At 41.1% G+C, this 22,730-nt stretch carries 21 protein-coding genes and 1 other annotated feature; of the genes, 6 read left to right on the top strand and 15 right to left on the bottom strand.

Annotated features, from left to right (window positions below):
- Window positions 1-25 precede the first annotated feature (25 nt).
- Window positions 26-508, top strand: a complete 483-nt coding sequence (locus A8F95_RS00465) for a GAF domain-containing protein (protein WP_065408767.1) — start codon at window positions 26-28, stop codon at window positions 506-508.
- Window positions 509-601: 93 nt separating this feature from the next.
- On the opposite strand, the gene A8F95_RS00460 is transcribed toward A8F95_RS00465, so the two are convergent.
- The gene (locus A8F95_RS00460) at window positions 602-2,428 is read right to left on the bottom strand and encodes a sensor domain-containing diguanylate cyclase (protein WP_065408766.1); all 1,827 of its coding nucleotides are present in this window, start codon (window positions 2,426-2,428) and stop codon (window positions 602-604) included.
- Window positions 2,429-2,850: 422 nt separating this feature from the next.
- On the opposite strand from A8F95_RS00460, the gene rpsD reads away from it, so the two are divergent.
- Both rpsD and A8F95_RS00450 read left to right on the top strand, forming a co-directional pair.
- The gene (gene rpsD / locus A8F95_RS00455; protein ID WP_065408765.1) at window positions 2,851-3,453 is read left to right on the top strand and encodes a 30S ribosomal protein S4; all 603 of its coding nucleotides are present in this window, start codon (window positions 2,851-2,853) and stop codon (window positions 3,451-3,453) included.
- Between the two features lie 306 nt (window positions 3,454-3,759).
- On the top strand, window positions 3,760-4,209 hold the full coding sequence (locus A8F95_RS00450) for a hypothetical protein (RefSeq protein WP_065408764.1): 450 nt from the start codon (window positions 3,760-3,762) through the stop codon (window positions 4,207-4,209).
- Window positions 4,210-4,722: 513 nt separating this feature from the next.
- On the opposite strand, the gene A8F95_RS00445 is transcribed toward A8F95_RS00450, so the two are convergent.
- The 6 genes from A8F95_RS00445 to acsA all read right to left on the bottom strand — a co-directional run bounded on the left by A8F95_RS00445 (window position 4,723) and on the right by acsA (window position 12,422).
- Complete coding sequence (locus tag A8F95_RS00445) at window positions 4,723-5,541, bottom strand: hypothetical protein (RefSeq protein ID WP_065408763.1); 819 nt, start codon at window positions 5,539-5,541, stop codon at window positions 4,723-4,725.
- A gap of 15 nt (window positions 5,542-5,556) precedes the next feature.
- Entirely contained in the window at window positions 5,557-7,992 is a 2,436-nt protein-coding gene (locus tag A8F95_RS00440) for a heavy metal translocating P-type ATPase (protein ID WP_065408762.1), read from the bottom strand.
- A 290-nt stretch (window positions 7,993-8,282) separates the two neighbouring features.
- Window positions 8,283-8,489 (bottom strand): copper chaperone CopZ, encoded by a 207-nt coding sequence (gene copZ / locus A8F95_RS00435; protein ID WP_065408761.1) that lies wholly within the window; start codon window positions 8,487-8,489, stop codon window positions 8,283-8,285.
- Window positions 8,490-8,505: 16 nt separating this feature from the next.
- On the bottom strand, window positions 8,506-8,844 hold the full coding sequence (locus tag A8F95_RS00430; RefSeq protein WP_049663807.1) for a metal-sensitive transcriptional regulator: 339 nt from the start codon (window positions 8,842-8,844) through the stop codon (window positions 8,506-8,508).
- Between the two features lie 207 nt (window positions 8,845-9,051).
- A complete protein-coding gene (gene tyrS / locus A8F95_RS00425; protein ID WP_065408760.1) occupies window positions 9,052-10,314 on the bottom strand; it encodes a tyrosine--tRNA ligase in 1,263 nt (420 codons plus the stop codon).
- 57 nt (window positions 10,315-10,371) lie between these two features.
- Window positions 10,372-10,583: a binding site (T-box leader), on the bottom strand.
- A gap of 120 nt (window positions 10,584-10,703) precedes the next feature.
- The gene (acsA, locus tag A8F95_RS00420; RefSeq protein ID WP_065408759.1) at window positions 10,704-12,422 is read right to left on the bottom strand and encodes an acetate--CoA ligase; all 1,719 of its coding nucleotides are present in this window, start codon (window positions 12,420-12,422) and stop codon (window positions 10,704-10,706) included.
- 201 nt (window positions 12,423-12,623) lie between these two features.
- Here acsA and A8F95_RS00415 point away from each other — a divergent pair, with 201 nt between their 5' ends.
- Genes A8F95_RS00415 through A8F95_RS00405 form a run of 3 tightly spaced genes read left to right on the top strand, consistent with a single transcriptional unit; the run spans window position 12,624 to window position 15,078 of the window.
- Window positions 12,624-13,256, top strand: coding sequence for a GNAT family N-acetyltransferase (locus tag A8F95_RS00415; RefSeq protein WP_065408758.1), 633 nt, complete (start codon window positions 12,624-12,626; stop codon window positions 13,254-13,256).
- A gap of 17 nt (window positions 13,257-13,273) precedes the next feature.
- A complete protein-coding gene (locus tag A8F95_RS00410; protein ID WP_065408757.1) occupies window positions 13,274-13,921 on the top strand; it encodes an acetoin utilization AcuB family protein in 648 nt (215 codons plus the stop codon).
- On the top strand, window positions 13,891-15,078 hold the full coding sequence (locus A8F95_RS00405; RefSeq protein ID WP_425414962.1) for an acetoin utilization protein AcuC: 1,188 nt from the start codon (window positions 13,891-13,893) through the stop codon (window positions 15,076-15,078). The genes A8F95_RS00410 and A8F95_RS00405 overlap by 31 nt, the downstream gene beginning before the upstream one ends.
- A 215-nt stretch (window positions 15,079-15,293) precedes the next feature.
- Here the strand turns inward: A8F95_RS00405 and motS are convergent, their stop codons facing one another.
- From motS to murC, 8 genes are all read right to left on the bottom strand, one after another.
- Window positions 15,294-16,016 carry a flagellar motor protein MotS gene (gene motS / locus A8F95_RS00400; protein ID WP_065408756.1) on the bottom strand — a complete coding sequence of 241 codons (723 nt, stop codon included), beginning with the start codon at window positions 16,014-16,016 and terminating at the stop codon, window positions 15,294-15,296.
- Window positions 16,013-16,822 (bottom strand): flagellar motor protein MotP, encoded by an 810-nt coding sequence (gene motP, locus A8F95_RS00395; protein ID WP_065408755.1) that lies wholly within the window; start codon window positions 16,820-16,822, stop codon window positions 16,013-16,015. The genes motS and motP overlap by 4 nt, the downstream gene beginning before the upstream one ends.
- A 151-nt stretch (window positions 16,823-16,973) precedes the next feature.
- On the bottom strand, window positions 16,974-17,969 hold the full coding sequence (ccpA, locus tag A8F95_RS00390) for a catabolite control protein A (RefSeq protein WP_065408754.1): 996 nt from the start codon (window positions 17,967-17,969) through the stop codon (window positions 16,974-16,976).
- A gap of 72 nt (window positions 17,970-18,041) precedes the next feature.
- A complete protein-coding gene (locus tag A8F95_RS00385; protein ID WP_049663821.1) occupies window positions 18,042-19,118 on the bottom strand; it encodes a bifunctional 3-deoxy-7-phosphoheptulonate synthase/chorismate mutase in 1,077 nt (358 codons plus the stop codon).
- A 268-nt stretch (window positions 19,119-19,386) separates the two neighbouring features.
- Window positions 19,387-19,713 carry a bacillithiol system redox-active protein YtxJ gene (gene ytxJ / locus A8F95_RS00380; RefSeq protein ID WP_065408753.1) on the bottom strand — a complete coding sequence of 109 codons (327 nt, stop codon included), beginning with the start codon at window positions 19,711-19,713 and terminating at the stop codon, window positions 19,387-19,389.
- Between the two features lie 63 nt (window positions 19,714-19,776).
- Window positions 19,777-20,484, bottom strand: coding sequence for a YtxH domain-containing protein (locus tag A8F95_RS23355; RefSeq protein WP_065408752.1), 708 nt, complete (start codon window positions 20,482-20,484; stop codon window positions 19,777-19,779).
- Window positions 20,485-20,502: 18 nt separating this feature from the next.
- Window positions 20,503-20,994, bottom strand: coding sequence for a DUF948 domain-containing protein (locus A8F95_RS00370; RefSeq protein WP_065408751.1), 492 nt, complete (start codon window positions 20,992-20,994; stop codon window positions 20,503-20,505).
- Window positions 20,995-21,326: 332 nt separating this feature from the next.
- Window positions 21,327-22,631 (bottom strand): UDP-N-acetylmuramate--L-alanine ligase, encoded by a 1,305-nt coding sequence (gene murC, locus A8F95_RS00365; protein WP_065408750.1) that lies wholly within the window; start codon window positions 22,629-22,631, stop codon window positions 21,327-21,329.
- Window positions 22,632-22,730 lie beyond the last annotated feature (99 nt).

Genomic DNA, 22,730 nt, shown 5'->3' with positions numbered 1-22,730 from the left:
ATATTGAATAAAGGAGTAACAAAGAATGTTTCAAACAACTAGTTATACAGGGACGAAAGAAGAAAATTATAACCTCATGATCAAACAGCTGCGGGCATTACTTGAGGGAGAAAGCAATCAGATTGCTAATTTAAGCAACGCTTCTGCCTTGTTAAATCAATTTCTGGAGCGGGTTAACTGGGTCGGGTTTTACTTAACGGAAGGAAACGAGCTCGTCCTCGGCCCTTTTCAAGGTCTGCCAGCCTGTGTGCGTATTCCTTTCGGAAGAGGCGTCTGCGGCACTGCAGCTAGCGAAAAGAAAACACAACGTATTGCGGATGTGCATGCGTTTCCTGGCCACATTGCATGCGATGCCGCCTCTCAGTCAGAAATCGTCATTCCCTTAATAAAGGATGGCCAAGTCTTCGGCGTATTAGATATTGACAGCCCGGAAAAAGACCGCTTTGATGAAATCGATGAAAAAATGCTTGAAGCTTTTGCTTTCGCTTTAGTAGAGCACTTACAATAACCGATAATCTCTGTCTTAGCTTCCTCGCTAATACAGAACTTTAATATCACTAGTTTAAAAAGCAAAAAGAGCTGATGAACGCTCAGCTCTTTTTTACACACAACAATGACTAATAATGCTTTTATTCTTCCCTGTCTTCTTCGCCTCGTATAGCGCCGTATCTGCATCGTTAAATAATTGCTTTTGAGAGGACGGATTCTTCCTTGACCAACAGGACAATCCGCAAGAAATGGTAACCGAAGGCTTTGTACTTACTGCTACTTTGCGTATAATGTTCTTAGCCGTTAGGGCTCCCTCTTCTATAGAACAGTTTGGCAAATAGATGGCTAGTTCTTCTCCTCCCCAGCGAGCCGCGACATCCTCTTCTCGAGTAGAATTCTTCATAATTTCCGCTATTTGAATCAAGATTTCATCACCCGTCTGATGTCCGTATGTGTCATTTACTTTTTTAAAATTATCAATATCCATTAATAAAAAGACACCTTTTTCGTCTTTCTCAAGCGATTTCTGAAGACATTGATCTAAGTAATTTCTCGAGTACAGCTTGGTCAAATGATCGGTTATAACCATCTTCTCTAATTTTTCTCTTAACATAGCATTTGCCAAAGCAAGCGTGGAATGATGGATAAGCGACTGCAGGAGCTTGTACATTTCAAAAGTAAAACTATAGGGCTCTTTTTTCAGCACAACGCAAAAGCCTCTAAGCTCATCTCCTTGCTCCATGGGCACAGCCATCATCGCGTGAAAGGTTAAACAGATGTTGTCCAGTTTATTCGCTAATTCACCAATAAAAAAAGCCTCTTTCTCTTTTCTCAGCTTCTCAGAAACGAAATCAATCAATTCCTTTCCTTCTCGTTCATAGAAAAAAGGACTACTGCCCGACATCGTTTCAGTTTTCGTTTCGTTTAGAAAGATAAAGCCGACTGCACCGGCATGGAAAGAGCGAATAATTTGCGAATGTAAGAAGTTAGTAACATCTGAAAAACGCAAACTTGAATTTAACTTGTGGGAGGCATCATTGATTAACTGTAAATCTGCATTTAGCTGTCTTGACTGATCATAAAGCATGACCTTTTCGATCGCACCCCCTCCTGCATCGGCGAGCATGCGAATAAACTCTTTTTTAGTTTCAGGAATGCCACGCTCCCTCAACAGAGTTACTTTCAAAACGCCGTATACTCCTTGTTTACCTATCAAGGGAGCATATAGAACACTAGATGCCTCATCAACCTGAATGGTGCCAGTCGTATACGAAACCATGCCTGCTTCACTTACTTCATCAAAATTAAAGTGACTGACCGGCAGATCTGTATACGTCCCCTCCATAGCCATAAGAAAATGATAAGAGCAAGAAGGGAAAATTTTCTTCAGAGTGAATATAATTTCTCTTAATACAAACTCAACATCTGTGGAAGAGTGAAGTTTTCCTGTTACATTAAATAACTCCTTATATCTTGCCACTCTTCCTTCCATCTCGTAAACATAATTTACCCAGTCAATAAGCCGGCTGCTTTCCTCAGCAAAAAATAACAGATCCTCTTCTGTAAGGTTGCTCATGACATTTTTATCTACCTGTAAAAATAAATAAGTTTCTTTACTTTCACCAAAACCCGTTAACCGAAATCCTATATTATAAGGTCTAGGTATTGGCCAGTCATGTTCCTTTCCTTCTAAGAGAAGATATGGCTGTGTAAAAACTTGTCTTAACGCTTCTTGATCTTTAGAGGTATTATTTAATACTGCTTCCGGATTGCTTACAGGGAATATTTGTAACTGTTCAGTACAGAATTGTCTGCCTACAAGACAGAGCCACTTCTCTTGAAAATTCTCCATATTAAAAGTATCCTGAAAAGCGGACATCAAGTCATATACCAATGCTTTCCAGCTTATCGCCCACTTACTTTCATAACGCTGATTCATGTAGTGATCACCTGCCATTCTAATTGCACAAAACAGCTGTCTTCCCTTTTCTTACTATTTCAAAGAGTTATCTATTATTGCAAATTTAAATACTTAAAAAACAATACTAGCAACTAATAATAGGATAATTATACCACAATACCTAAGCCAAAAGACTTAATAAATTTATTATTTTTCTTATATTGTAATCCTTTCTTGACAGAACTGCCAGTCAATTATATACTAGCATTTGTGTAAAATAATGCAGCCTATGTGAACACCTTCATACGTTCATTTTGTTCCTTTGCCTTTTATGGCAAATGGTGTATCGCGTAACCCTCTGCTGCTGGGGCGATGGTACATGAAAATAAAATGGCTTGATTGTTGTCTCACCCGGTTTTTATTTTACAACAAAATAAAAACATTAAAGGAGGAGCTATATTATGGCTCGCTATACTGGCCCAAGCTGGAAAATTTCCCGCCGTCTTGGAATCTCTCTAAGCGGAACTGGTAAAGAATTAGAAAAACGCCCTTACGCACCTGGACAACACGGTCCAAACCAACGTAAAAAATTGTCTGAATACGGACTTCAATTGCAAGAGAAGCAAAAGCTTCGTCATATGTACGGTGTAAATGAGCGCCAATTTAAAAACTTATTCGTAAAAGCTGGTAAAATGAAAGGCGTTTACGGCGAAAACTTCATGATCCTTCTTGAATGCCGCCTAGACAACCTTGTTTACCGTCTTGGCTTAGCTCGTACTCGCCGTCAAGCACGTCAGCTTGTTAACCATGGTCATATCCTTGTTGATGGAAAGCGCGTAGACATCCCATCTTACCAAGTAAAACCTGGTCAAACAATCTCTGTTCGTGAAAAGTCTAGAAACCTTGCTATCGTTAAAGAATCAATTGAAGTAAACAACTTCGTACCTGATTATTTAACATTTGATGCAGACAAGCTAGAAGGTACATTCACTCGCCTTCCAGAGCGTTCTGAACTTCCAGCTGAAATCAATGAAGCTCTTATCGTAGAGTTCTACTCTCGTTAATAATCCGGGTAGTAAACCTGGTTACGAAAACCCTGAGAAACGTTGTTATATCAATGTTTCTCAGGGTTTTTCTTTTTTGTATTTTTACGCATCCTCAATTATTTTGATATTAAAAGAATTAGTGCTAGCACTCCCAATCATTCTATAACGATAAGACAATCTTCTTTCCCATTAAACTCCTTTTCATATGTTCAACTCTGAAAGCCCCAACAGTATAGAAAGGTATGTTACCCATAAACTTTTCCCTATTCCCACTTTAAAATCTCCGGCATAAACTGTTCTAAAGCAGGTAAGGAGGTATCAACTTTGCAATCTGCTCAGAACACTCAGCTAATTTTGCCATCCCCATCTCAGTGGGGGATCGACGCCGCAGTAGGTGAAAGACCGCTCGTTTCGGGCATACTCGTCATGAATTCTGTTACTGGTAACCAAGTAAATGGTACAATCAATTTCCGTGGCACATTTATTCCAATTAGGGGGTATTGGAATGAAAGCACCAAACAAATACGATTTGATTCACCTTATGCCGCGTATTCTGGTCAATTATCTATATTTGATAATCCCTCTATTGGAGTTCGACATTTTGTTTTAAATGGAATGCTTATAATGAAGCCTCCCTCTTTACAAGCAGGTGAGCACGGGACTTGGATTGCTACGACCAATACGGCTCTCACTGGCCCTCCTATGAGCACTTCTGCCTTGCCGCCTGTTGGGGCCTTTTTAACATCAAACTTTCTTTATGGATCTGGACGTTAAACAGACAGTGTTTCTAGCTAAAAGTATCCTAACCTATATAGTATTCCTCCTTTTATTGGCTGTGCCCAAGCAGAGCTCAAAACAAAAATTTAGCTTACGAATAACTGATACGTACTAAATAAACCTAAACGAGCGAGTTCCCAATTGGGTACTCGCTTGTTTAGGTTTCTAGCTTCTTTTTTCAGTTAACTCTTCCTGAAAAACACGCTCTAAAAGGGGATGTCATCAACAAACTAGAAAGATGTAAAACCAACGGAAAAAATAAGGAAATTTAATTCAGTGGATAAGTCCCTTTCAACTGTCACCTGATCGGCTAAAGCCTTTTTTCAAAATACACCCGCATCATTCACGAGATCTTTATGAAGAAATATGGAAATATAGAAACCTATCTTATACAGGCGTGTAAAATTCCAGAAAGCAGTTTACTTAAGCTAAAGATCGGTTTGCTTGAATAGCAAATAAAATAAGAAGGTGACATGAAATTTCCTGTCACCTCCTTTGTCTGCCTCGAGACTAATTAATCTCTATAACGTAAGGATACACCCGGACTTTCCCATCTTGTTTAAATTCAGCCCATACTTTGTAAATTCCAGGCTGTTTAAATTGTGTTTCAAATACAGGAGCTTCTCCTTCTAAGGGATGAACATGAAGGTAATTTTCAGCCTGTTCATCTAAGATGACCACATGCCCCATGGCTCCTAAATACGGTTCAATTTTTTCCTCGTCAAGATCAAATGTTAAGGTAACAGGCGTCCCAGCAGTGTGGGCGCTCATATTCATTTTGACCGTTTCATTGCCTACTGTCTTCGTCAAATCTTTGTCTGGAATTATAGTAGGCGCATGGCCATGAGAGGATGGAGCTCCTATAACCATTTCCAACGGTGAAACATGATAGGATAACTTTTTAGGCTTTATATCCACAAAAGCCTTATACGTCCCTTTCTTTAATTCTTGTTCTACTTGGAACTTTCCTGCTCCTATTCTTTGAGGATGTAAATGCCAGTACTGCTCTAGTCCTTCATCTACCACAATCAAGTGCAGAAGCTTTTCATGATTGACTTCAAGGTCGTCAACCGGATTTCCTTTTTGATCCTGAAGCATAATCGTTACATGTTTGTTCTCATATTCAATACTCGCCTTTACATCACTTTTAACAGGTGGCACTTTTTCATGATGATCATGTGCAGCTTCCTTTGCCGCTTCGTGTTCGTTCTGTTGATGATTCACTTCCGAAGACACCGATTTCCCTTTAGACGTTACATGATCATATATCGTATAGACACCTACCACTGAAATTAAGTATAAAATAGCTGCTATTGCCCACTTCTTCATCGTTTCACCCCTTTTTTACGCACGATTCGTTTCGTTTAATTTCACTCTTTGTAAACGCAAAGCATTTAACACAACAGATACTGAACTAAACGCCATTGCTGCTCCAGCGAGCCAAGGAGCCAAGAGCCCAAGAGCCGCTACAGGAATTCCCAACGTGTTGTACCCAAACGCCCAGAACAAATTTTGCTTAATGTTTCTAATCGTTTTTTTACTCATCACGATAGCATCGGCAATGCTGTTCAAGTCGCCTCGCATCAGCGTAATATCTGCCGCTTCCATTGCTACATCTGTTCCCGTGCCGATCGCCATGCCAATATCAGCTACCGCTAGAGCTGGTGCATCATTGATTCCGTCTCCCACCATCGCCACACGCTTTCCTTGCTGCTGCAATTTTTTGACTTGCTCCGCTTTTCCTTCTGGCAACACTTCAGCTATCGCTGCATCAATCCCCACTTCATTGGCAATCGCCTGAGCTGTTCTTTCGTTATCACCTGTTATCATGATGACTTCAAGACCTAAATCCTTTAATCGCTTAATAGCCTCTTTCGACGTTTCTTTGACAGTATCGGCCACCGCTACAATTCCCGCATACAGTCCATCAATCGCCACAAGCATAGCTGTTTTTCCGTTTTTCTCAAGCTGCTCCATCTGATCTTCAGCCGTTCCGATGTTAATTTGAAACTTTGCCATTAATCTTCTTGTGCCAATTAATATCTCTTTATTCTCTACTTTTGCTTTAATGCCAAAGCCCGGTATTGCTTCAAATTCCTCAATATCTAAAAGTGAAATATCTCTTTCTTTTATGCCTTGGACAATCGCTTCTGCTAATGGGTGTTCCGATTGTTTCTCAGCCGAACCGACTAATTGGGCAAAGACTTCTTCCTCTACATCCCCTTCAATGATGATGTCTGTTAAAACTGGTTTACCATTTGTCACTGTACCCGTCTTATCTAAAACGACGGTTGTAATTTGATGAGTTAACTCAAGATGTTCGCCGCCCTTGAATAAAACACCATATTCTGCCGCACGGCCTGAACCAGCCATGATAGAAGTTGGAGTGGCTAATCCTAAAGCACAAGGACAAGCAATGACTAGTACAGCAATCAGTTTCTCTAAAGCGACAGCAAATTCACCCGGGCTTACCCATACGTACCAAATGAAAAATACAATAACGGCAATGCCTACTACAATCGGTACAAATATACCTGAGATATGATCCGCTAATCTTTGGATAGGAGCCTTTGAACCTTGCGCCTCTTCGACGACTTTAATGATTTGCGCTAAAGCTGTGTCTCTGCCGACTTTTGTGGCTTTTACTTTTAGAAAGCCATTTTTATTAATTGTTGCACCAATAACATGATCCCCTGCCGTTTTATCGACTGGGACACTTTCTCCTGTAAGCATAGACTCATCAAGTGCAGAACGTCCTTCTATGATTTCTCCATCTACTGGGATCTTTTCTCCTGGTTTTACGTAAATTACATCGCCAACGACTACTTCGTCCAATGATATTTCTATCTCTGATCCATCTCTTAGCACCGTAGCTGTTTTCGCCTGCAAGCCCATTAATTTTTTAATGGCTTCTGAAGAACGGCCTTTTGCACGGGCTTCAAATAATTTTCCTAGAATAATCAAAGTAATTAACACAGCACTCGTTTCGAAATATAACTCCGGCATATGATGATTCGAACCGATAGATAAGATCGATAAGTATAAACTGTAAAAATAAGCGGCCGATGTCCCTAAAGCGACCAACACATCCATATTGGCACTTTTATTTTTCAGTGCTTTATAGGCTCCTACATAAAATTGTTTGCCGATGATGAATTGGACAGGTGTAGCAAGCGCCAGTTGAACCCATGGATTCATAAACATGTCCGGCAGCCAGATAAAAGAAGTGAACTCAAAATGGCTAACCATCGCCCATAAAAGCGGAACAGATAAAATGAAAGAGAAAATAAACTTTCCTTTTTGTTTTTCGATTTCTTTCTCCCGATAATCAGAGCTTTCGTTCATTTCATCCTGTTTGACTTTTGCTTCATAGCCAATCTTCTCAACACGATTTATCATGTCTTGAATACTGACTTGTGAAGGATTGTATTCTACTGTGGCAGTTTCCAAAGCTAAATTAACCGTTGCTTTGTTCACGCCCTCTAATTTATTTAAGCCTTTCTCTATTCTTGTTGCGCAGGCTGCACATGTCATGCCAATTAAGTCGAACTCCGCTTTTTCCGACACAACATCGTATCCTAAATCTTTCACTTTCTTTTCGAAGTCCGAGACATTTGTAACAGAAGGATCAAATTTCACTGTCGCCTTTTCAAGAGCTAAATTGACTGTCGCTTCATTAACTCCTTCTAATTTGTTAAGACCTTTTTCTATCCTGGTTGCACAGGCTGCACATGTCATACCGGCAATAGGCATTTGCACTTCTTTTTGTTCTGAACTCATTGCACTTCCCCCTTGAAAGCTTTTTACTGACTGAAAGACAACTATCATTATTGATTAAACGGTCTTATCTGCTTCCTTAGCAAACCTGTTATATCATCATCACTTAATATGCAGCGAAATATTAAACTCATTGACCGATGCATTAGAATTTTATGGTGATTGTTTATACCTTTATACTATACCCCCCTAACCTATATGTCAATCATATTGAGGTGCTTTTTAAATATACTTTTGCCTCTACAGTTGGGACCTCTACAAAAAGAATGGATGTGCTTAGCACATCCATTCTTTTATTCAACGTCATATCCTTGATCGTCAATCGTCTCTTTAATTTTATCTAAGCTTACTTTGTCTGCGTCATATTGCACTTGCACTTCCCCATTTTCTAATGCGACTTTTACGCTATCAACTCCTGGTAATTCACCAACGCTTCCTTCAACCGCTTTAACACAATGACCGCATGACATTCCGCTTACTTTTAATGTGATTGTCTTCATGTGATTCCCTCCGATATTATTTTTTCATTAACTTTTGTACTGTTACTAATACTTCATCGAGAACTTCAAGGTCGCCTTCTTGAATTCTTTCGAGAACACAACTTTTCATATGCCCTTCTAAAAGAATTTTTGCTACGCTATTGAGGGCTGACTGCGTAGCTGCGATTTGCGTGATTACATCATCACAATACGTATCTTTTTCAATTAAACCTTTAATCCCCCGGATTTGCCCTTCAATTCGATTTAAACGAGTTGTTAAGTTCTTCTTGACCTTGTCAGAATGGTGGCTCTTTCGGTCAGAACTAACGGAACCACAATGCTCAGTTTCTATCAACTCTTCGTTTTCATTATTCATAGGATGACCTCCTCACCATTAATATACAATACCCCCCTAATGTATGTAAAGAGAGTTTTAATTTTTTAAAAGATATAAGTGCAAAATGACAACTTCACTAAAAGAGGAACTGCCTTTGTATTATATAGTTCTCCTGCTTACTTTATTTTACTCTCGTTAATAAGAAAGAGGAAGTTCCCTCACTAGTTGGAACTTCCTCTTTTTTACTTACTTGTATTTAATTAAGTAGTATTTCTTCTTGCCGCGACGGATGATCGTAAATTCGTCTTCCATTTTATCTTTTTGAGATAAGACGTAAGCTGTGTCGGTTACTTTATCACCGTTAATAGAGATGGCACCGTTTTGAACATCCTCACGTGCTTGGCGTTTGGAGGAGGAAATGCCGGCTGCTACAAGCAAATCTACTAAGCCAGCTTCTTCTCCGCTTTCCTGCTCAAACGATGGCACATCCTTGAAGCCTTGTTTAATTTCTAAAGCCGTTAAGCTCTTAACATCACCGCTGAACAAAGCAGCGGTGATTTTCTGCGCTTGCTCTAGTGCTTCACTTCCGTGGATTAAGCGAGTCATTTCTTCAGCTAGCGCTTTTTGTGCTTTACGCAAATGCGGCTCTTCTTTAACAGCTGTTTCAAGCTCTTCAATTTCTGCTGGCGATAAGAAGGTAAAGATTTTTAAATATTTTACGACATCGGCATCAGCTGTGTTAATCCAGAATTGATAAAACTCGTATGGCGATGTTTTTTCCGGATCAAGCCAAATGGCGCCGCTTTCCGTTTTACCAAACTTCGTGCCGTCTGCTTTCGTAACGAGTGGAATCGTTAAGCCGTATGCTTTGTCGCCTTCTGGTTTCATTTTGCGAATTAACTCTAATCCTGTTGTAATGTTCCCCCATTGGTCGCTGCCGCCGATTTGCATTTTACAGTTGTGATGTTCGTACAAATGCAGAAAATCCATCGCCTGTAAAATGGTATACGTAAATTCTGTGAAAGAGATACCTGTATCTAATCTGGACGCGATCGTGTCTTTAGCAAGCATATAGTTTACACCAATATGCTTTCCGAAATCACGCAAAAATGTCACGATGTCCATGGACCCTGCCCAGTCATAGTTATTGACAAGCTTGGCGCCATTTTCTCCTCCAAAGATGAAAATTTGTTCAAGCTGCTTTTTAATGCAAGTCACATTATGTTGAACCATTTCAAGCGTCTGCAGTTTTCTTTCTTCCTTCTTGCCGCTTGGATCCCCAATTAGACCAGTGGCTCCACCGACAAGCACAATCGGACGGTGCCCATTATTTTGGAAACGGCGCAATGTTAAAAATGGCAGTAAATGGCCAATGTGCATACTATCAGCTGTTGGATCTACTCCACAATAAAGAGAGATCTTTTCTTTTTCTAACAATTCTTTAATGCCCTCTTCATCTGTTTGTTGGTAAATGATGCCTCTCCATTGCAATTCTTCTAATAAATTCATGTGTCGTCTTCCTTTCTTCCCTGCATTTTTGCAAAAATAAAAACGCCCCTGCACTGCTGCAGGGACGCTATTAAGCGCGGTACCACCCAAGCTTGAGAATCTATTTCTCCACTTCGTTTCGATAACGGTTCGTCCGTTTGCTGCTACAAATAACGTTCACAGCAAAAGCTCCAGGAGGTAATTCATTCAACTATTTGTACCGATTCCCACCAACCATCGGCTCTCTTCAACAGGGATAGCGAACTACTAGATCCTTTCATAGCTTGCGTATGTAAATGTATAGGTTCTATTTAAACAAAGCCATCTAAAAAAGTCAAACCTGTTTTCAAAAAAAAATCGGCTTTGAAACGTTTAATGAATCGTTTCAAAGCCGATATCGTTGACGATTATTAATCCTCCATTGTAGACAAGTCACCTGTAGGAAGATCAAGCTCCCACGCTTTTAGAACGCGGCGCATGATTTTTCCACTGCGTGTCTTTGGCAGTTTGTCACGGAATTCAATTTCACGAGGCGCAGCATGAGCAGCTAGTCCTGTTTTTACAAACTGGCGGATTTCTTCTTTTAATTCATCCGTTGGTTCATAACCTTCCTGGAGAGCAACAAATGCCTTAATAATTTCTCCGCGAACAGGGTCCGGCTTGCCAATAACGCCCGCTTCTGTAATAGCCGGATGTTCAATTAACTTACTCTCAACCTCAAACGGACCTACCCGTTCGCCTGCTGTCATAATGACATCATCTACGCGGCCTTGGAACCAGAAGTAGCCATCTTCATCCATATAAGCAGAGTCTCCAGATACGTACCAATCCCCTGGCATAAAGTAAGATTCATATTTTTCTGGATTGTTCCAAATCGCCACCATCATAGACGGCCAGCCTTTTTTAATAGCGAGATTGCCCATCCGATTTGGAGGAAGCTCGTTTCCGTGATCATCTACAATAGCTGCCTTCACTCCTGGGACTGGCTTGCCCATAGAGCCTGGGCGAATGTCCATAGACGGGTAGTTACAAATCACAAGGGCACCGGTTTCTGTCATCCACCATGTATCATGAATGCGGCGGTTAAATACTTTCGCACCCCAGCGGATCACTTCCGGATTAAGCGGTTCTCCCACACTGACAATATGACGAAGGGAGCTTAAATCAAATTTCTTTACTATCTCATCCCCAGCTCCCATCAGCATACGAAACGCAGTTGGAGCACTGTACCAAACGGTAATCTTGTAATCTTCGATTGTTTGATACCAAGTTTCCGGCTTAAAGCGGCCTCCCACAATGACATTTGTTGTTCCTGTCAGCCACGGACCGAAAATCCCGTAAGATGTCCCTGTTACCCAGCCCGGATCAGCTGTGCACCAATAAATATCATCTTCCTGCAGGTCTAACACCCATTTAGCTGTCATGTATTGCTGAACCATCGCTCGGTGAACGTGCAGAACCCCTTTCGGTTTGCCTGTTGATCCAGATGTGTAATGAAGGATCATGCCGTCATCTAAATCCATCCATTCAATATCAAACGAAGCATCGGCTTCTTTCATTTTTTCATTAAAATCTATATATTTTTCACCAGCCGGTACGTTATCGCCGACGACAAAAATCTTTTCTAAATCGGGTAAATCATTAACAGGCACACGGTCAAGCAGTTCAGGGGTGGTTACGAGCACTTTCGCACTGCTGTCTTCTAAACGGTCACGAACGGCTCCTTCCATGAAAGCTTCAAAGAGCGGGCCAACAATGGCTCCGGCTTTGATTGTACCAAGTACAGTGAAATATAACTCTGGTGAACGCGGCATAAATACGAAAACACGATCTCCCTTTTCCACTCCACCTGCTGTCTTCAATACATTAGCTGCCTTGTTCGTATATTCTTTCATTTCCGCGAACGTATACTTTTCATTCCTGTCAGCATCTCTGTAATAGAGCGCGACTTTCTCTTTAAGATTGGACTCTGCATGACGATCAATTGCCTCGTAAGCGATATTGATCTTCCCAGTTTCAGACCAAGAAAATTTATCCTCAGCCTCTTTCCAATCGAACGAAGCATACAACTCATCGTAATCTTTTAAATTATAATTTCCTTCTTGCACCGTTAGAGTTTCCAATTTCATAAGACCGTTTCCCCCCTATGTAAGAATACACCACCATTATATCTCAATTTTCCATTTTTCACAATTTTGAAACAAAAAGTTATCTATTTATCTACTATTCGTCATTTTAAGAGCAGACAATTACGAAAATTTAGTGAAAACGCTTTACAAAAGGTAAAACCAGGTATAATACAGGTATGGAATGATGAAGGCGGTGACTTGATGAAGCACAGAAAAGAGTATCATTCACAAGAAGTAACCATGGCAGAGGGCAAAATCATGATTGAAGGACCAGTTTCTGCAGAAGCATTAGCTGCTATGACCTTTCATGAAGGGCTGATTGCTTTTCGCCAGCCTAAACAGCAGCATCAGGCGCTTATAGAAATTGCTAACCTTCCGGAAGGACGTATTATAATTGCCCGCAATGGTGACGTTATTGTCGGTTATGTAACCTACCTCTATCCTGATCCGCTGGAAAGATGGTCAGAAGCTAACCTTGATAACTTGATTGAACTAGGAGCGGTCGAGGTTGCTCCTCCTTACCGCGGTGCGCAGCTCGGCAAAAATATGATTCAGCTGTCGATGCTTGATGAAATGATGGAGCACTACATTATTATTACAACCGAATACTATTGGCACTGGGATCTGAAAGGGACTGGATTGAATGTTTGGGAGTATAGAAAAATAATGGAAAAAATGATGAATGCCGGCGGCTTGGTATGGTATGCAACAGATGATCCTGAAATCAGTTCACATCCTGCAAATTGCTTAATGGTACGGATCGGGAAATATGTGGATCAAACGGCAATAGAGCGGTTTGATCAAGTTCGCTTCATGAATCGCTTTATGTATTAACCAAGGGGGATGGATAAATGATAGTCGAACAAATTATGCAGCAGACAGTCTATACATTGTCTCCGGACGATAAGATTGGTACAGCGCTGCAATTATTCAGGGACAAAAAGATCCGTCATGTGCCAATTGTAGACGAAAAAGGGGCACTCGTCGGCATTGTAACGGATCGTGATGTGAAAGACTCCACACCGTCTATTTTAAAAAAGGATTTAAGTGAAGAAGAGCTAAATAAACCACTCTCTTTAATTATGCAAAGAGATGTTGTGACCGGCCATCCGCTTGATTTTGTGGAAGATATTGCTGCCGTCTTCTATGAATATAATATTGGCTGCATGCCGATTGTTCAAGGAGGAGAAATTGTCGGCATTGTAACAGAAACAGACGTGCTCCATACGTTTGTTGAGCTGACCGGCGCCAATCAACCTGGCTCCCGTATCGAAATTAAGCTGCCTAATAAACCTGGCGAACTGTTTGATGTAGTAAGCATTCTTAATAAGCGGCGGGCAAATATTCATAGCGTATTGGTGTATCCGGATAAAGAAGATGAGAATTCGAAAATTGTCGTATTCCGTGTACGAATGATGAATCCAATTGGTGTAATTGACGATTTAAAGAAGGAAGGGCACGATGTGCTATGGCCAAATATGCCGGGCATGTCTTCATGAAAAAAGAAGCAGTATTCGTTTATTCGGATCAGCTGCTTTCCTACAAATTTTCCGAAAATCATCCCTTTAATCAATTCCGGCTTACCTTAACTCTCGACTTGCTAAGAAAAATAGATAAAATTCAAGAAAGTGATATCGTTCCTCCCCGTAGCGCAACAAAAGAAGAATTACAGCTTATCCATGATGCTGCCTACGTAGAGGCTGTTCAAAAAGCCGGCAGCGGCGAGCTGTCTCTTGATATAGCGGAAGGATATGGCTTAGGGACAGAAGATACACCAATGTTTGAGGGCATGCATGAAGCAAGCGCCCTTCTTGTCGGGGGCACCTTAACAGCTGCCGATTGGGTCATGCAAGAAAAAGCTGCTCATGCCCTGCATTTAGGAGGTGGGCTCCATCACGGTTTCCGGGGGAAAGCATCGGGTTTTTGCATCTACAATGACAGTTCCGTCGCCATTAAATATTTGCAGGAAAAGTACCAGGCCCGTGTTTTATACATTGATACGGATGCTCATCATGGCGACGGCGTCCAATGGTCTTTTTACGACGATCCCGATGTGTGCACACTATCTATCCATGAAACTGGCCGTTACTTGTTTCCAGGAACGGGAAATGTAAATGAACGCGGACAAGGCAAGGGCTATGGTTTTTCTTTTAATCTCCCCTTAGATGCGTTTACGGAAGATGAATCATGGCTTGAGGCTTATGAAACCTCTATATGGGAAGTAGCCGACTTTTTTAAACCCGATGTCATCTTAACGCAAAATGGAGCGGATGCTCACTTCTATGACCCGCTTACCCATTTATCGGCCTCCATGAACATTTATAAGCGTATCCCGGAAGTTGCTCATCAAGTCGCTCATCAATATTGTGACGGACGCTGGATCGCTGTCGGCGGAGGCGGCTACGACATATGGCGGGTCGTTCCACGGGCCTGGGCATATATTTGGCTAGCGATGACTAGACACTCAGATGTATCAGGCCCCCTGCCAAAAGCGTGGCTTGAACAATGGCAGCCTAAATCACCGGTACAGCTTCCTGCTGAGTGGAACGATCCTCCAGGCGCCTATCCTGCTATTCCTCGCAAACCAGAAATTGAGGAGAAAAATCGGCTAACCTTGGAAAAAATGCTTTATCCGCTTCGCCAGCACAAAAAATAAGCATCATCCTCAGCTATGTCTTCTTATAGTGAATCGGGGAGCGGATAGGAGAAATGCCAAAACTCACTCATCCGTCGATTTGGTCTTTTACTTTTGGCTATCACTGATGCTGGGATCTATGGAATAAAAACTCAACCCGTCTATTTAAAAACAACAAAAACGCTTGAACCGATTCAAGCGTTTTTGTTTGCTGATGATAGGCTAGTGTCATTCGTTCATTCTTTATAAGTTGGATCAGAGATGACGATCTGTACCCGGCGATTTTTTTGCATATTTTCTTCGTTCGTATTAGGAACGAGCGGCCGTGTATCCCCGTAGCCGACAGCGATGAACCGTTCAGAATCAAGACCATTATTATCAATAAAAAATCGAATAACACTGCTTGCCCGCGCGCTCGAAAGCTCCCAGTTAGATGGATAGATCGAGTTTTTAATCGGCCGATTATCTGTATGTCCTTCTACTTTTACAAGATTAGGGATGTTCTTTAGAAGCTTCCCTGTTTTCTCGAGAAACGGATAAGCCTCCTGCAAAATAACGGCGTCTCCTGTGCCGAAAACAACTTGCTCCTGCAGGACAAGTACAACTCCCTGTTCATTTCTAATCGCTGCAGCCGTGTCTTCAAGTCCGTTCTCCTTTAAGTATTTCTTCACTTCTCTTGCAAGCTTATCAAGGGATTGTTCATTGAGATCGGCTTCTTTCTTATTCATCTCTTCAGATGGATATTCTCCCGGCACAATCGAATCATTTGTTTGAAAGATAGCTTGCTCATTAAACGACTGAGCAATTGATTTAAATTTAATCATATCAATTTGCGACATAGAGAAGAGTAAGATAAAAAATACTAAGACGAGTGTGACAAGGTCAGAAAACGTCACCATCCATTTTGGGGCCCCTTTTTGCTCCGGTGGTTTGCGGGAGGGACGGCGACGACTAATCATAGCTCTGCCGCCTCACCCGCAGTCAACGCGCTCACTATTTTTCCTTCACTGCCGGCTAAAAACGCCTGCAATTTCTCTTGAAGAATCTTAGGATTTTGCCCCGATTGTACACCTACGACTCCTTCGATAATGATTTCACGGAAGAATACTTCTTTTTCCGTTCTTAGTTCCAGCTTTGCAGCCATCGGTAAAAAAACAAGATTAGCAAGCAATGAACCATAAAGTGTGGTGATCAAAGCTACGGCCATATTAGGACCGAGGGAAGTAGGATCGTCCAAGTTTTTCAACATAAGCACGAGCCCAATTAAGGTACCGATCATTCCCCAGGCCGGTGCATAATCCCCGGCTTTTTCCAGCATACTTCTTTTCTTTCGATGGCGTTCTTCTAAAGCAAGAATTTCAGCGTTCATAATATCTACGAGCATATCCTGCTCGATGCCGTCAATCGCCAGCAACATGCCTTTTCTCAAAAAGGGATTCTCTTCTTGTTCCAATTCTTTTTCAAGTGTTAACAGCCCTTCACGACGAGCTTTCTCAGACAGTTCTACAAATCGTTGAATGAGTGCTTCTAAATCGAGCTCTTCTTCACGAAACGCTTGTTTTGCAACGGTAAACAGATGCTTTATTTCACTCAATGGAAAGTTAATTAACAAACCAGCAGTAAGTCCGCCAAGAACGATTAAAATCGATGGCAAATGAATAAATGACGTAAAGCTGCTTAAGCCCCCGCTCGTTAAAACGGCAAATGCTAGTAAGGTAATCCCCAGAAGGATGCCAATTGGTGTCAATGCATCAAATTTTTTCATTGGTTCTCCCCTATCCCCTATTACAACTGCATTTTCTCTCTCTATTTATAGTTAGTTGGTGATTTTCACTGCAGGCGGACGCTTTCCACCACCATCAACTAGTGAAAAACCAACTCTTTCTCTTTAACAGAAACTGTTATTGAAAAAATTCTTATTTCGTTGATCCTCTTGTTTCAATGCGGTGAGGCAGAACAACGATTGGACTTTCTACTTCTTCTTTATTCATATATTTTGTTAAGAGCCTCATGGCAACTGCTCCAATATCGTACAACGGCTGCACAACAGACGTTAGCTGCGGGCGAACCATTAAAGCAAGCTTTGTGCTTTCAAAGCTAATTACTTCTAGCTCCTCAGGGATTTTCACACCGCTATCCTGGGCACCATGGATAACACCAAGTGCCATTTCATCTCCGTTAGCGAAGACGGCTGTCGGTTTGACAGAAGCCGTTTCTAGCTTGTGCCAAGCTTCTATTCCAGATTCATACGTGTAATCACCGTCCACCACTAATTCCTCTGTCAGCGGCAGGTTAGCGGCAGCGAGTCCTTCTTTGTAGCCCTCTAACACATATTGGCTAATCGTATCATCAAGCGGCCCATCAATAAAGGCAACATGTTTATGGCCTTTTTCTGTTAGTGAGTTCACCACATCAACGGCTGCTTCTCGATAATCAATATTGACGGACGGTATTTTTCCTGTTGGCTCTAGGGACCCTGCCAATACAACAGGAACAGGAGAACGTTCGAACTCTTCTACATGCTCCTGTGTAATCCGGCTGCCCATAAAGACGAGTCCATCTACTTGCTTACCGAGCATCGTGTGAATTAAGCGGATCTCTTTATCCTTATTTTGATCAGAGTTACTTAAGATAATATTGTACTTATACATTGTAGCGATATCTTCAATTCCTCTAGCAAGCTCTGCATAGAAGATGTTTGAAATATCCGGAATGATTACACCAACTGTTGTTGTTTTCTTACTCGCTAGTCCACGAGCAACCGCATTAGGGCGATATCCGAGTCGCTCAATTACTTCTAGAACTTTTTTTCGAGTCGCTGGCTTTACGTTCGGGTTTCCATTTACCACCCGGGAAACCGTAGCCATGGAGACACTCGCTTCCCTTGCTACATCATAAATTGTTACATTCATTTTTATATCTTCTCCTTCATATTAGCTTTTATCTCTATCTTAACAAAAAAAACTCCTGTGAATACACAGGAGTTACGCTTTTACAGGAATACTTTGAAGAACTTCTTTATAAAATTCATCAAATTGTTGCAAATTCATTTGCTGAGCAGAGTCAGAAAGAGCTACTGCCGGATCTGGATGAACTTCTGCCATTACCCCATCTGCTCCAATAGCTAATGCTGCTTTTGCTGTTGGAATCAATAAATCACGACGTCCTGTTGAATGTGTCACATCTACGAAAACAGGCAAGTGAGTTTCCTGCTTCAAGATTGGCACCGCCGAGATATCAAGCGTGTTCCGTGTCGCACGCTCGTATGTGCGGATACCACGCTCACAAAGCATAATTTGGTCATTGCCACGAGAAATGATGTATTCAGCTGCATTAATGAATTCTTCAATCGTAGCAGCAAGACCACGCTTCAGCAATACTGGTTTTTTCACGCTTCCAGCTGCTTTTAACAATTCAAAATTCTGCATGTTGCGGGCTCCGATTTGGATCACATCAATGTATTCGCAAGCTACTTCAATATCAGCTGGGTTGACAATTTCACTGACAACGGCAAGATTGTATTCATCTGCTACTCTCTTTAAGATTTTCAATCCTTCTAAACCAAGACCTTGGAAATCATAAGGAGAAGTACGCGGCTTAAATGCCCCACCGCGGATTAATTTTAACCCTTTATCTTTAATGGCTTGTGCCACTTCAGCTACTTGTTCATATGATTCTACAGCACATGGTCCGAACACGAATGTCGGTGAACCATCTCCAACTCTCTCGCCGCGAATTTCTACGATTGTATCCTCAGGCTTCTTCTTACGTGAAACGAGAAGTGCCTTTCGATGGTCATCTTGTTGCAATTCCAAGCCTGCTTTAAAAATTTCTTTAAACAAATGCTCAATTGTTGAATTTTCGAATGGGCCGCTATTGCTTTCAACAATCTTATTCAGCATCGCTCTTTCGCGGACAGGATCATAACGATTGACACCCTGTTTCTCTTTCACTCTTCCAATTTCCTGAACAAGTGTAGCTCGCTCGCTAATAAGGCTTAGCAATTCCGTATTTATTTCATCAACACGTTGTCTTAACTGGTCTAGTTCCTGGTTACTCACAATTATCATCCTTCCGCTCTAATATATTATCCACAATTCCCTCTAATCAGCTGCTATGTTTCCCCGTTTAAGCTTTACTCTTTCGCCGGCTGAAAAAATAAAGCAAGAGAAAAATAATCATTTTTAATGTTAGGGATTATTATAAAACAAACATTCTGAAATGTCACGAATATTTTTCTTTAATTATTAGACGCTTTTAAGCGTTAAAGTAAAAAAGTGAGTAAAACGTTTAAAAAGAGGGGTTTTCCCTCTTTCCAAACTCCCTATTTTATTTTTGGGAACATACTTGTTCTAATTGCTCCTTTGTAATTTTCCAGTGGGATTCATTCCAGACAGGCTGTCCCTTTTCGAACAAAAAGGCTTGTGGGGACTGGTGAATAATATTATACTCCCCTGCTATGTAATTAGATAGCTCTCTTGAATCCTGTACAGCCAGGTAATACCCTTTTTCTTCAGGGTGCTCATGCAAAAAGGCCTGATATTCATTAAAAGCGCTCGAGCTTACCGGGCAAGTTGTACTATGCTTTAGAAAAAAGAAACGCTTGTTTTCTTCGACCAATCTTTCAAAATCAGCAATTAAGTCTACTTTTTCCATAAAAGTCACCTTCCCATTTAAAGTTTCATTAATAAAAAAAACAGCGGACAAGCCGCTGTTTTTTTATTTGTTGTTCTTCTTATTATTTTGCTTGCCATTAGTTGAATTATTTTTATTTGAAAAATCATTATTGTTCTTAACAGCATTATTTGGCGCGTTATGGCCGCCGCCCTGTACCTTCTCATCTACGCCTACATCTGCTGAATTAGCATAAACAGACGGAGATGGCTTCGATGATTGATTAGAGGAGCTTGCTGAGCCTGATTGAGAGCTATTAGAAGATCCATTGGCTCCGTTGACACTCTTTTCTGTTTGATCAAATGCTTTTTTTGTTTCTTCTAACTTTTGTGTGACAGAATCTTTAACAGAGTCGGCTGTTTCTTTTGCCTTGTTCATCATATCATCTGTACTGCCGTTGCCTGTTGGCATGACTGTTTTAACTTTATCCATTAAGACACCGGATTGTTCTTGAACAGATTGAGACAAAGTAGCTGTTTTGTCTTTCGCTGCTGTTGCAAGATTACTGCCTTTTTCCTTTGCCATTTCAGTCCATCCGCTAGCTCGTTCCTTCAACGTGCCAGCTTGAGAATTAAAGTCTTCGCGCAGTTCTTTTCCAGATTTCGGAGCCATGAATAACGCAGTGGCCGCACCAACAAGTCCACCCACAAGGGCACCGATTAAAAAGTCTTTCGTATTCATCGTACCGTCATCATAGATGTTACCTGATTCATAATTATCGTACTTTACGTTTGGCTTCTTCATTTGTCCCATATTCCTCTCTCCTTTTCCTTAATAGTTTGGCTGGCGAGTTACAGGTGAAGTTGACTCTGGAGCAGATAATTCTCTGGCATTCACCTTAGCCGGCTGCTCTTCTTTTCCGTCTTTAAATTTTTCGACGAGTTGTTTAACAATATTTCCCCACTGTACTGCTTGAGAAATTTTATATTGATTTTTCTCCATTTGTGAGGCAACTGTTGTTGTTACTTTATTAATAGACTGGTTCAAGTTTTGAACTGTTGAACCAACATCTTTAATAGCATACACAACTGTATTCAACTGTTCTGTTTTATGCTGGACATCTTCAGCGAGGGCATTCGTCTTATGTAATAGCTCTGTTGTTTCCGCTGTGATTCCCTGCATTTGACCTTCCAATCTGTCTACTGTTCTGGAAAGACTGTCTAAAGTTTTGTCAACTGATTTTAAAGTTTTTGACAAGTTTAAAACAAGAATTAAAAAAGCAATCGCTGCTATGGCAGCACTCAAATACAAAATAATTACCACTATGCGACACCTCCTACAAAGTTCTTAATTACTATACACTAAAGTTACCCCACAAACAAAAGGTTAAACACTGATAACTTCTCTCAAACGTTGTTTTTTCCTGCTTATTTGCTTAAAAAGCATAAAATGTTCACGGTTTAGCCACAGCTTTTTATTAGGCTTTATTAGACTTAGTTGATAATTTTTGCTATAGAAAGCTGCGAAATATAGTCCTTCCGCTGCGATCAACTATTAAAAAAGAATCTCCCGCCTTAACAAAACCTTTTATTAAAAAGAAAAGCTGCCGGAAAATCCCGGCAGCTGACGAGAAAATGACAGCTGCCACCTTCTCATTATTGTTCATTCAAATACTTTTCATACGCAGACTGAAACTTTTGAATGTCTCCTGCCCCCATAAAGATTAAGACGCCATCTTTATGTTTAGAAAGGGAAGAAGTATCTCCTTCCTTAAGCAAAACAGAGCCAGGAACTCTTTTCTGTAGATCTTCAATCGTCAATTGACCTTGATGTTCACGTGCCGAACCGAAAATATCACACAAGTACACAGAATCTGCCCCGCTCAGGCTTTCGGCAAAATCGTCTAAGAAGGTTTGTGTTCTTGAGAACGTATGTGGTTGGAAAATCACGACAATTTCTCTATCTTGATATTTTTGGCGTGCTGAATTAATGGTTGCTTTAATCTCCGTTGGATGATGAGCATAATCATCTATCAGCACTTGCGTCCCGATTGTTTTCTCTGAAAAGCGCCGCTTCACTCCTCCGAATGTAAGCAGTCTTTCTTTCACAATCTCCGTATCAATTTCTTCATATTGACAGAGCGCAATAACAGCCAGCGCATTTAAAATGTTATGATCACCGAATGTCGGAATTTTAAATGAAGCATAGAATGTATGGCGCACAAAAACATCAAATGTTGTGCCGCTTGAATCATGTTGGATATTGCGGGCTTGAAAATCATTTTCTTCCGCAAATCCATAAAAAACAACCGGTACTTTGGCATGGATTCGCTGTAAATGTTCATCGTCTCCACACGCAAAAATGCCTTTTTTCACTTTCAAGGCCATCTCCTGAAAAGCAGAGAATACGTCTTCCACATCAGAAAAGTAGTCCGGATGATCAAAGTCAATATTCGTCATAATGGCGTAGTCGGGAGCATAAGACAAGAAATGGCGGCGGTATTCACACGCTTCAAAGGGAAAATATTCCGCTTCCTTTTCTCCTTTGCCCGTACCGTCTCCAATAAGGAAAGAAGTTGGCTTTGCTCCGCTAATCACATGAGCGAGCAAGCCTGTCGTCGATGTTTTCCCGTGAGCACCCGTTACCGCAATACTTGTAAAGCTCTGCATAAAATCTCCAAGAAAGCGGTGATAACGGATTACAGGTAGTTGTAATTCGTTCGCTCGTTGAATCTCCTCATGATCATCTGGAAAGGCATTGCCGGCAATAACGGTCATGCCAGGCTGAATATTATCGGCCCGAAATGGCAGGATCGGAATGCCCGCTTCCTCCAGTGCTTTTTGAGTAAAAAATGATTTATCAACATCAGAACCTTGCACTTGTTCACCTTGATCATGAAGTACCTGTGCAAGGGCGCTCATTCCCGAGCCTTTAATTCCAACAAAGTGGTATGTTGTCATAATAGAACCTCCAGCATTCGTCTATCCGTAAGCATTATATGTATTTTAAGCCGTTTTGCCCTTTTATAGACGACGGACAGTTAGCATTTTACATTGAAA

Source organism: Pseudobacillus wudalianchiensis (genome assembly GCF_001685015.1).
GTDB classification, from domain to species: Bacteria; Bacillota; Bacilli; order Bacillales; family Domibacillaceae; genus Pseudobacillus; species Pseudobacillus wudalianchiensis.
The sequence above is the reverse complement of the archived record's forward strand: the minus strand, read 5'-3'. Positions and strand labels throughout refer to the sequence as shown.

Excerpts from the sequence above, each read along its gene's own strand:
- tyrS (WP_065408760.1), bottom strand. The coding sequence starts at position 10,314 with ATGAATTTATTAGAAGAATTGCAATGGAGAGGCATCATTTACCAACAA.
- A8F95_RS00445 (WP_065408763.1), bottom strand. The coding sequence starts at position 5,541 with ATGAAGAAGTGGGCAATAGCAGCTATTTTATACTTAATTTCAGTGGTA.
- rpsD (WP_065408765.1), top strand. The coding sequence starts at position 2,851 with ATGGCTCGCTATACTGGCCCAAGCTGGAAAATTTCCCGCCGTCTTGGA.
- copZ (WP_065408761.1), bottom strand. The coding sequence starts at position 8,489 with ATGAAGACAATCACATTAAAAGTAAGCGGAATGTCATGCGGTCATTGT.
- ytxJ (WP_065408753.1), bottom strand. The coding sequence starts at position 19,713 with ATGGAAAAAGTAGACTTAATTGCTGATTTTGAAAGATTGGTCGAAGAA.
- A8F95_RS00430 (WP_049663807.1), bottom strand. The coding sequence starts at position 8,844 with ATGAATAATGAAAACGAAGAGTTGATAGAAACTGAGCATTGTGGTTCC.
- murC (WP_065408750.1), bottom strand. The coding sequence starts at position 22,631 with ATGACAACATACCACTTTGTTGGAATTAAAGGCTCGGGAATGAGCGCC.
- A8F95_RS00405 (WP_425414962.1), top strand. The coding sequence starts at position 13,891 with ATGGCCAAATATGCCGGGCATGTCTTCATGAAAAAAGAAGCAGTATTC.
- motP (WP_065408755.1), bottom strand. The coding sequence starts at position 16,822 with ATGAAAAAATTTGATGCATTGACACCAATTGGCATCCTTCTGGGGATT.
- A8F95_RS00460 (WP_065408766.1), bottom strand. The coding sequence starts at position 2,428 with ATGAATCAGCGTTATGAAAGTAAGTGGGCGATAAGCTGGAAAGCATTG.
- A8F95_RS00440 (WP_065408762.1), bottom strand. The coding sequence starts at position 7,992 with ATGAGTTCAGAACAAAAAGAAGTGCAAATGCCTATTGCCGGTATGACA.
- A8F95_RS00415 (WP_065408758.1), top strand. The coding sequence starts at position 12,624 with ATGAAGCACAGAAAAGAGTATCATTCACAAGAAGTAACCATGGCAGAG.
- acsA (WP_065408759.1), bottom strand. The coding sequence starts at position 12,422 with ATGAAATTGGAAACTCTAACGGTGCAAGAAGGAAATTATAATTTAAAA.
- A8F95_RS23355 (WP_065408752.1), bottom strand. The coding sequence starts at position 20,484 with ATGGGACAAATGAAGAAGCCAAACGTAAAGTACGATAATTATGAATCA.
- motS (WP_065408756.1), bottom strand. The coding sequence starts at position 16,016 with ATGATTAGTCGTCGCCGTCCCTCCCGCAAACCACCGGAGCAAAAAGGG.
- A8F95_RS00465 (WP_065408767.1), top strand. The coding sequence starts at position 26 with ATGTTTCAAACAACTAGTTATACAGGGACGAAAGAAGAAAATTATAAC.
- ccpA (WP_065408754.1), bottom strand. The coding sequence starts at position 17,969 with ATGAATGTAACAATTTATGATGTAGCAAGGGAAGCGAGTGTCTCCATG.
- A8F95_RS00410 (WP_065408757.1), top strand. The coding sequence starts at position 13,274 with ATGATAGTCGAACAAATTATGCAGCAGACAGTCTATACATTGTCTCCG.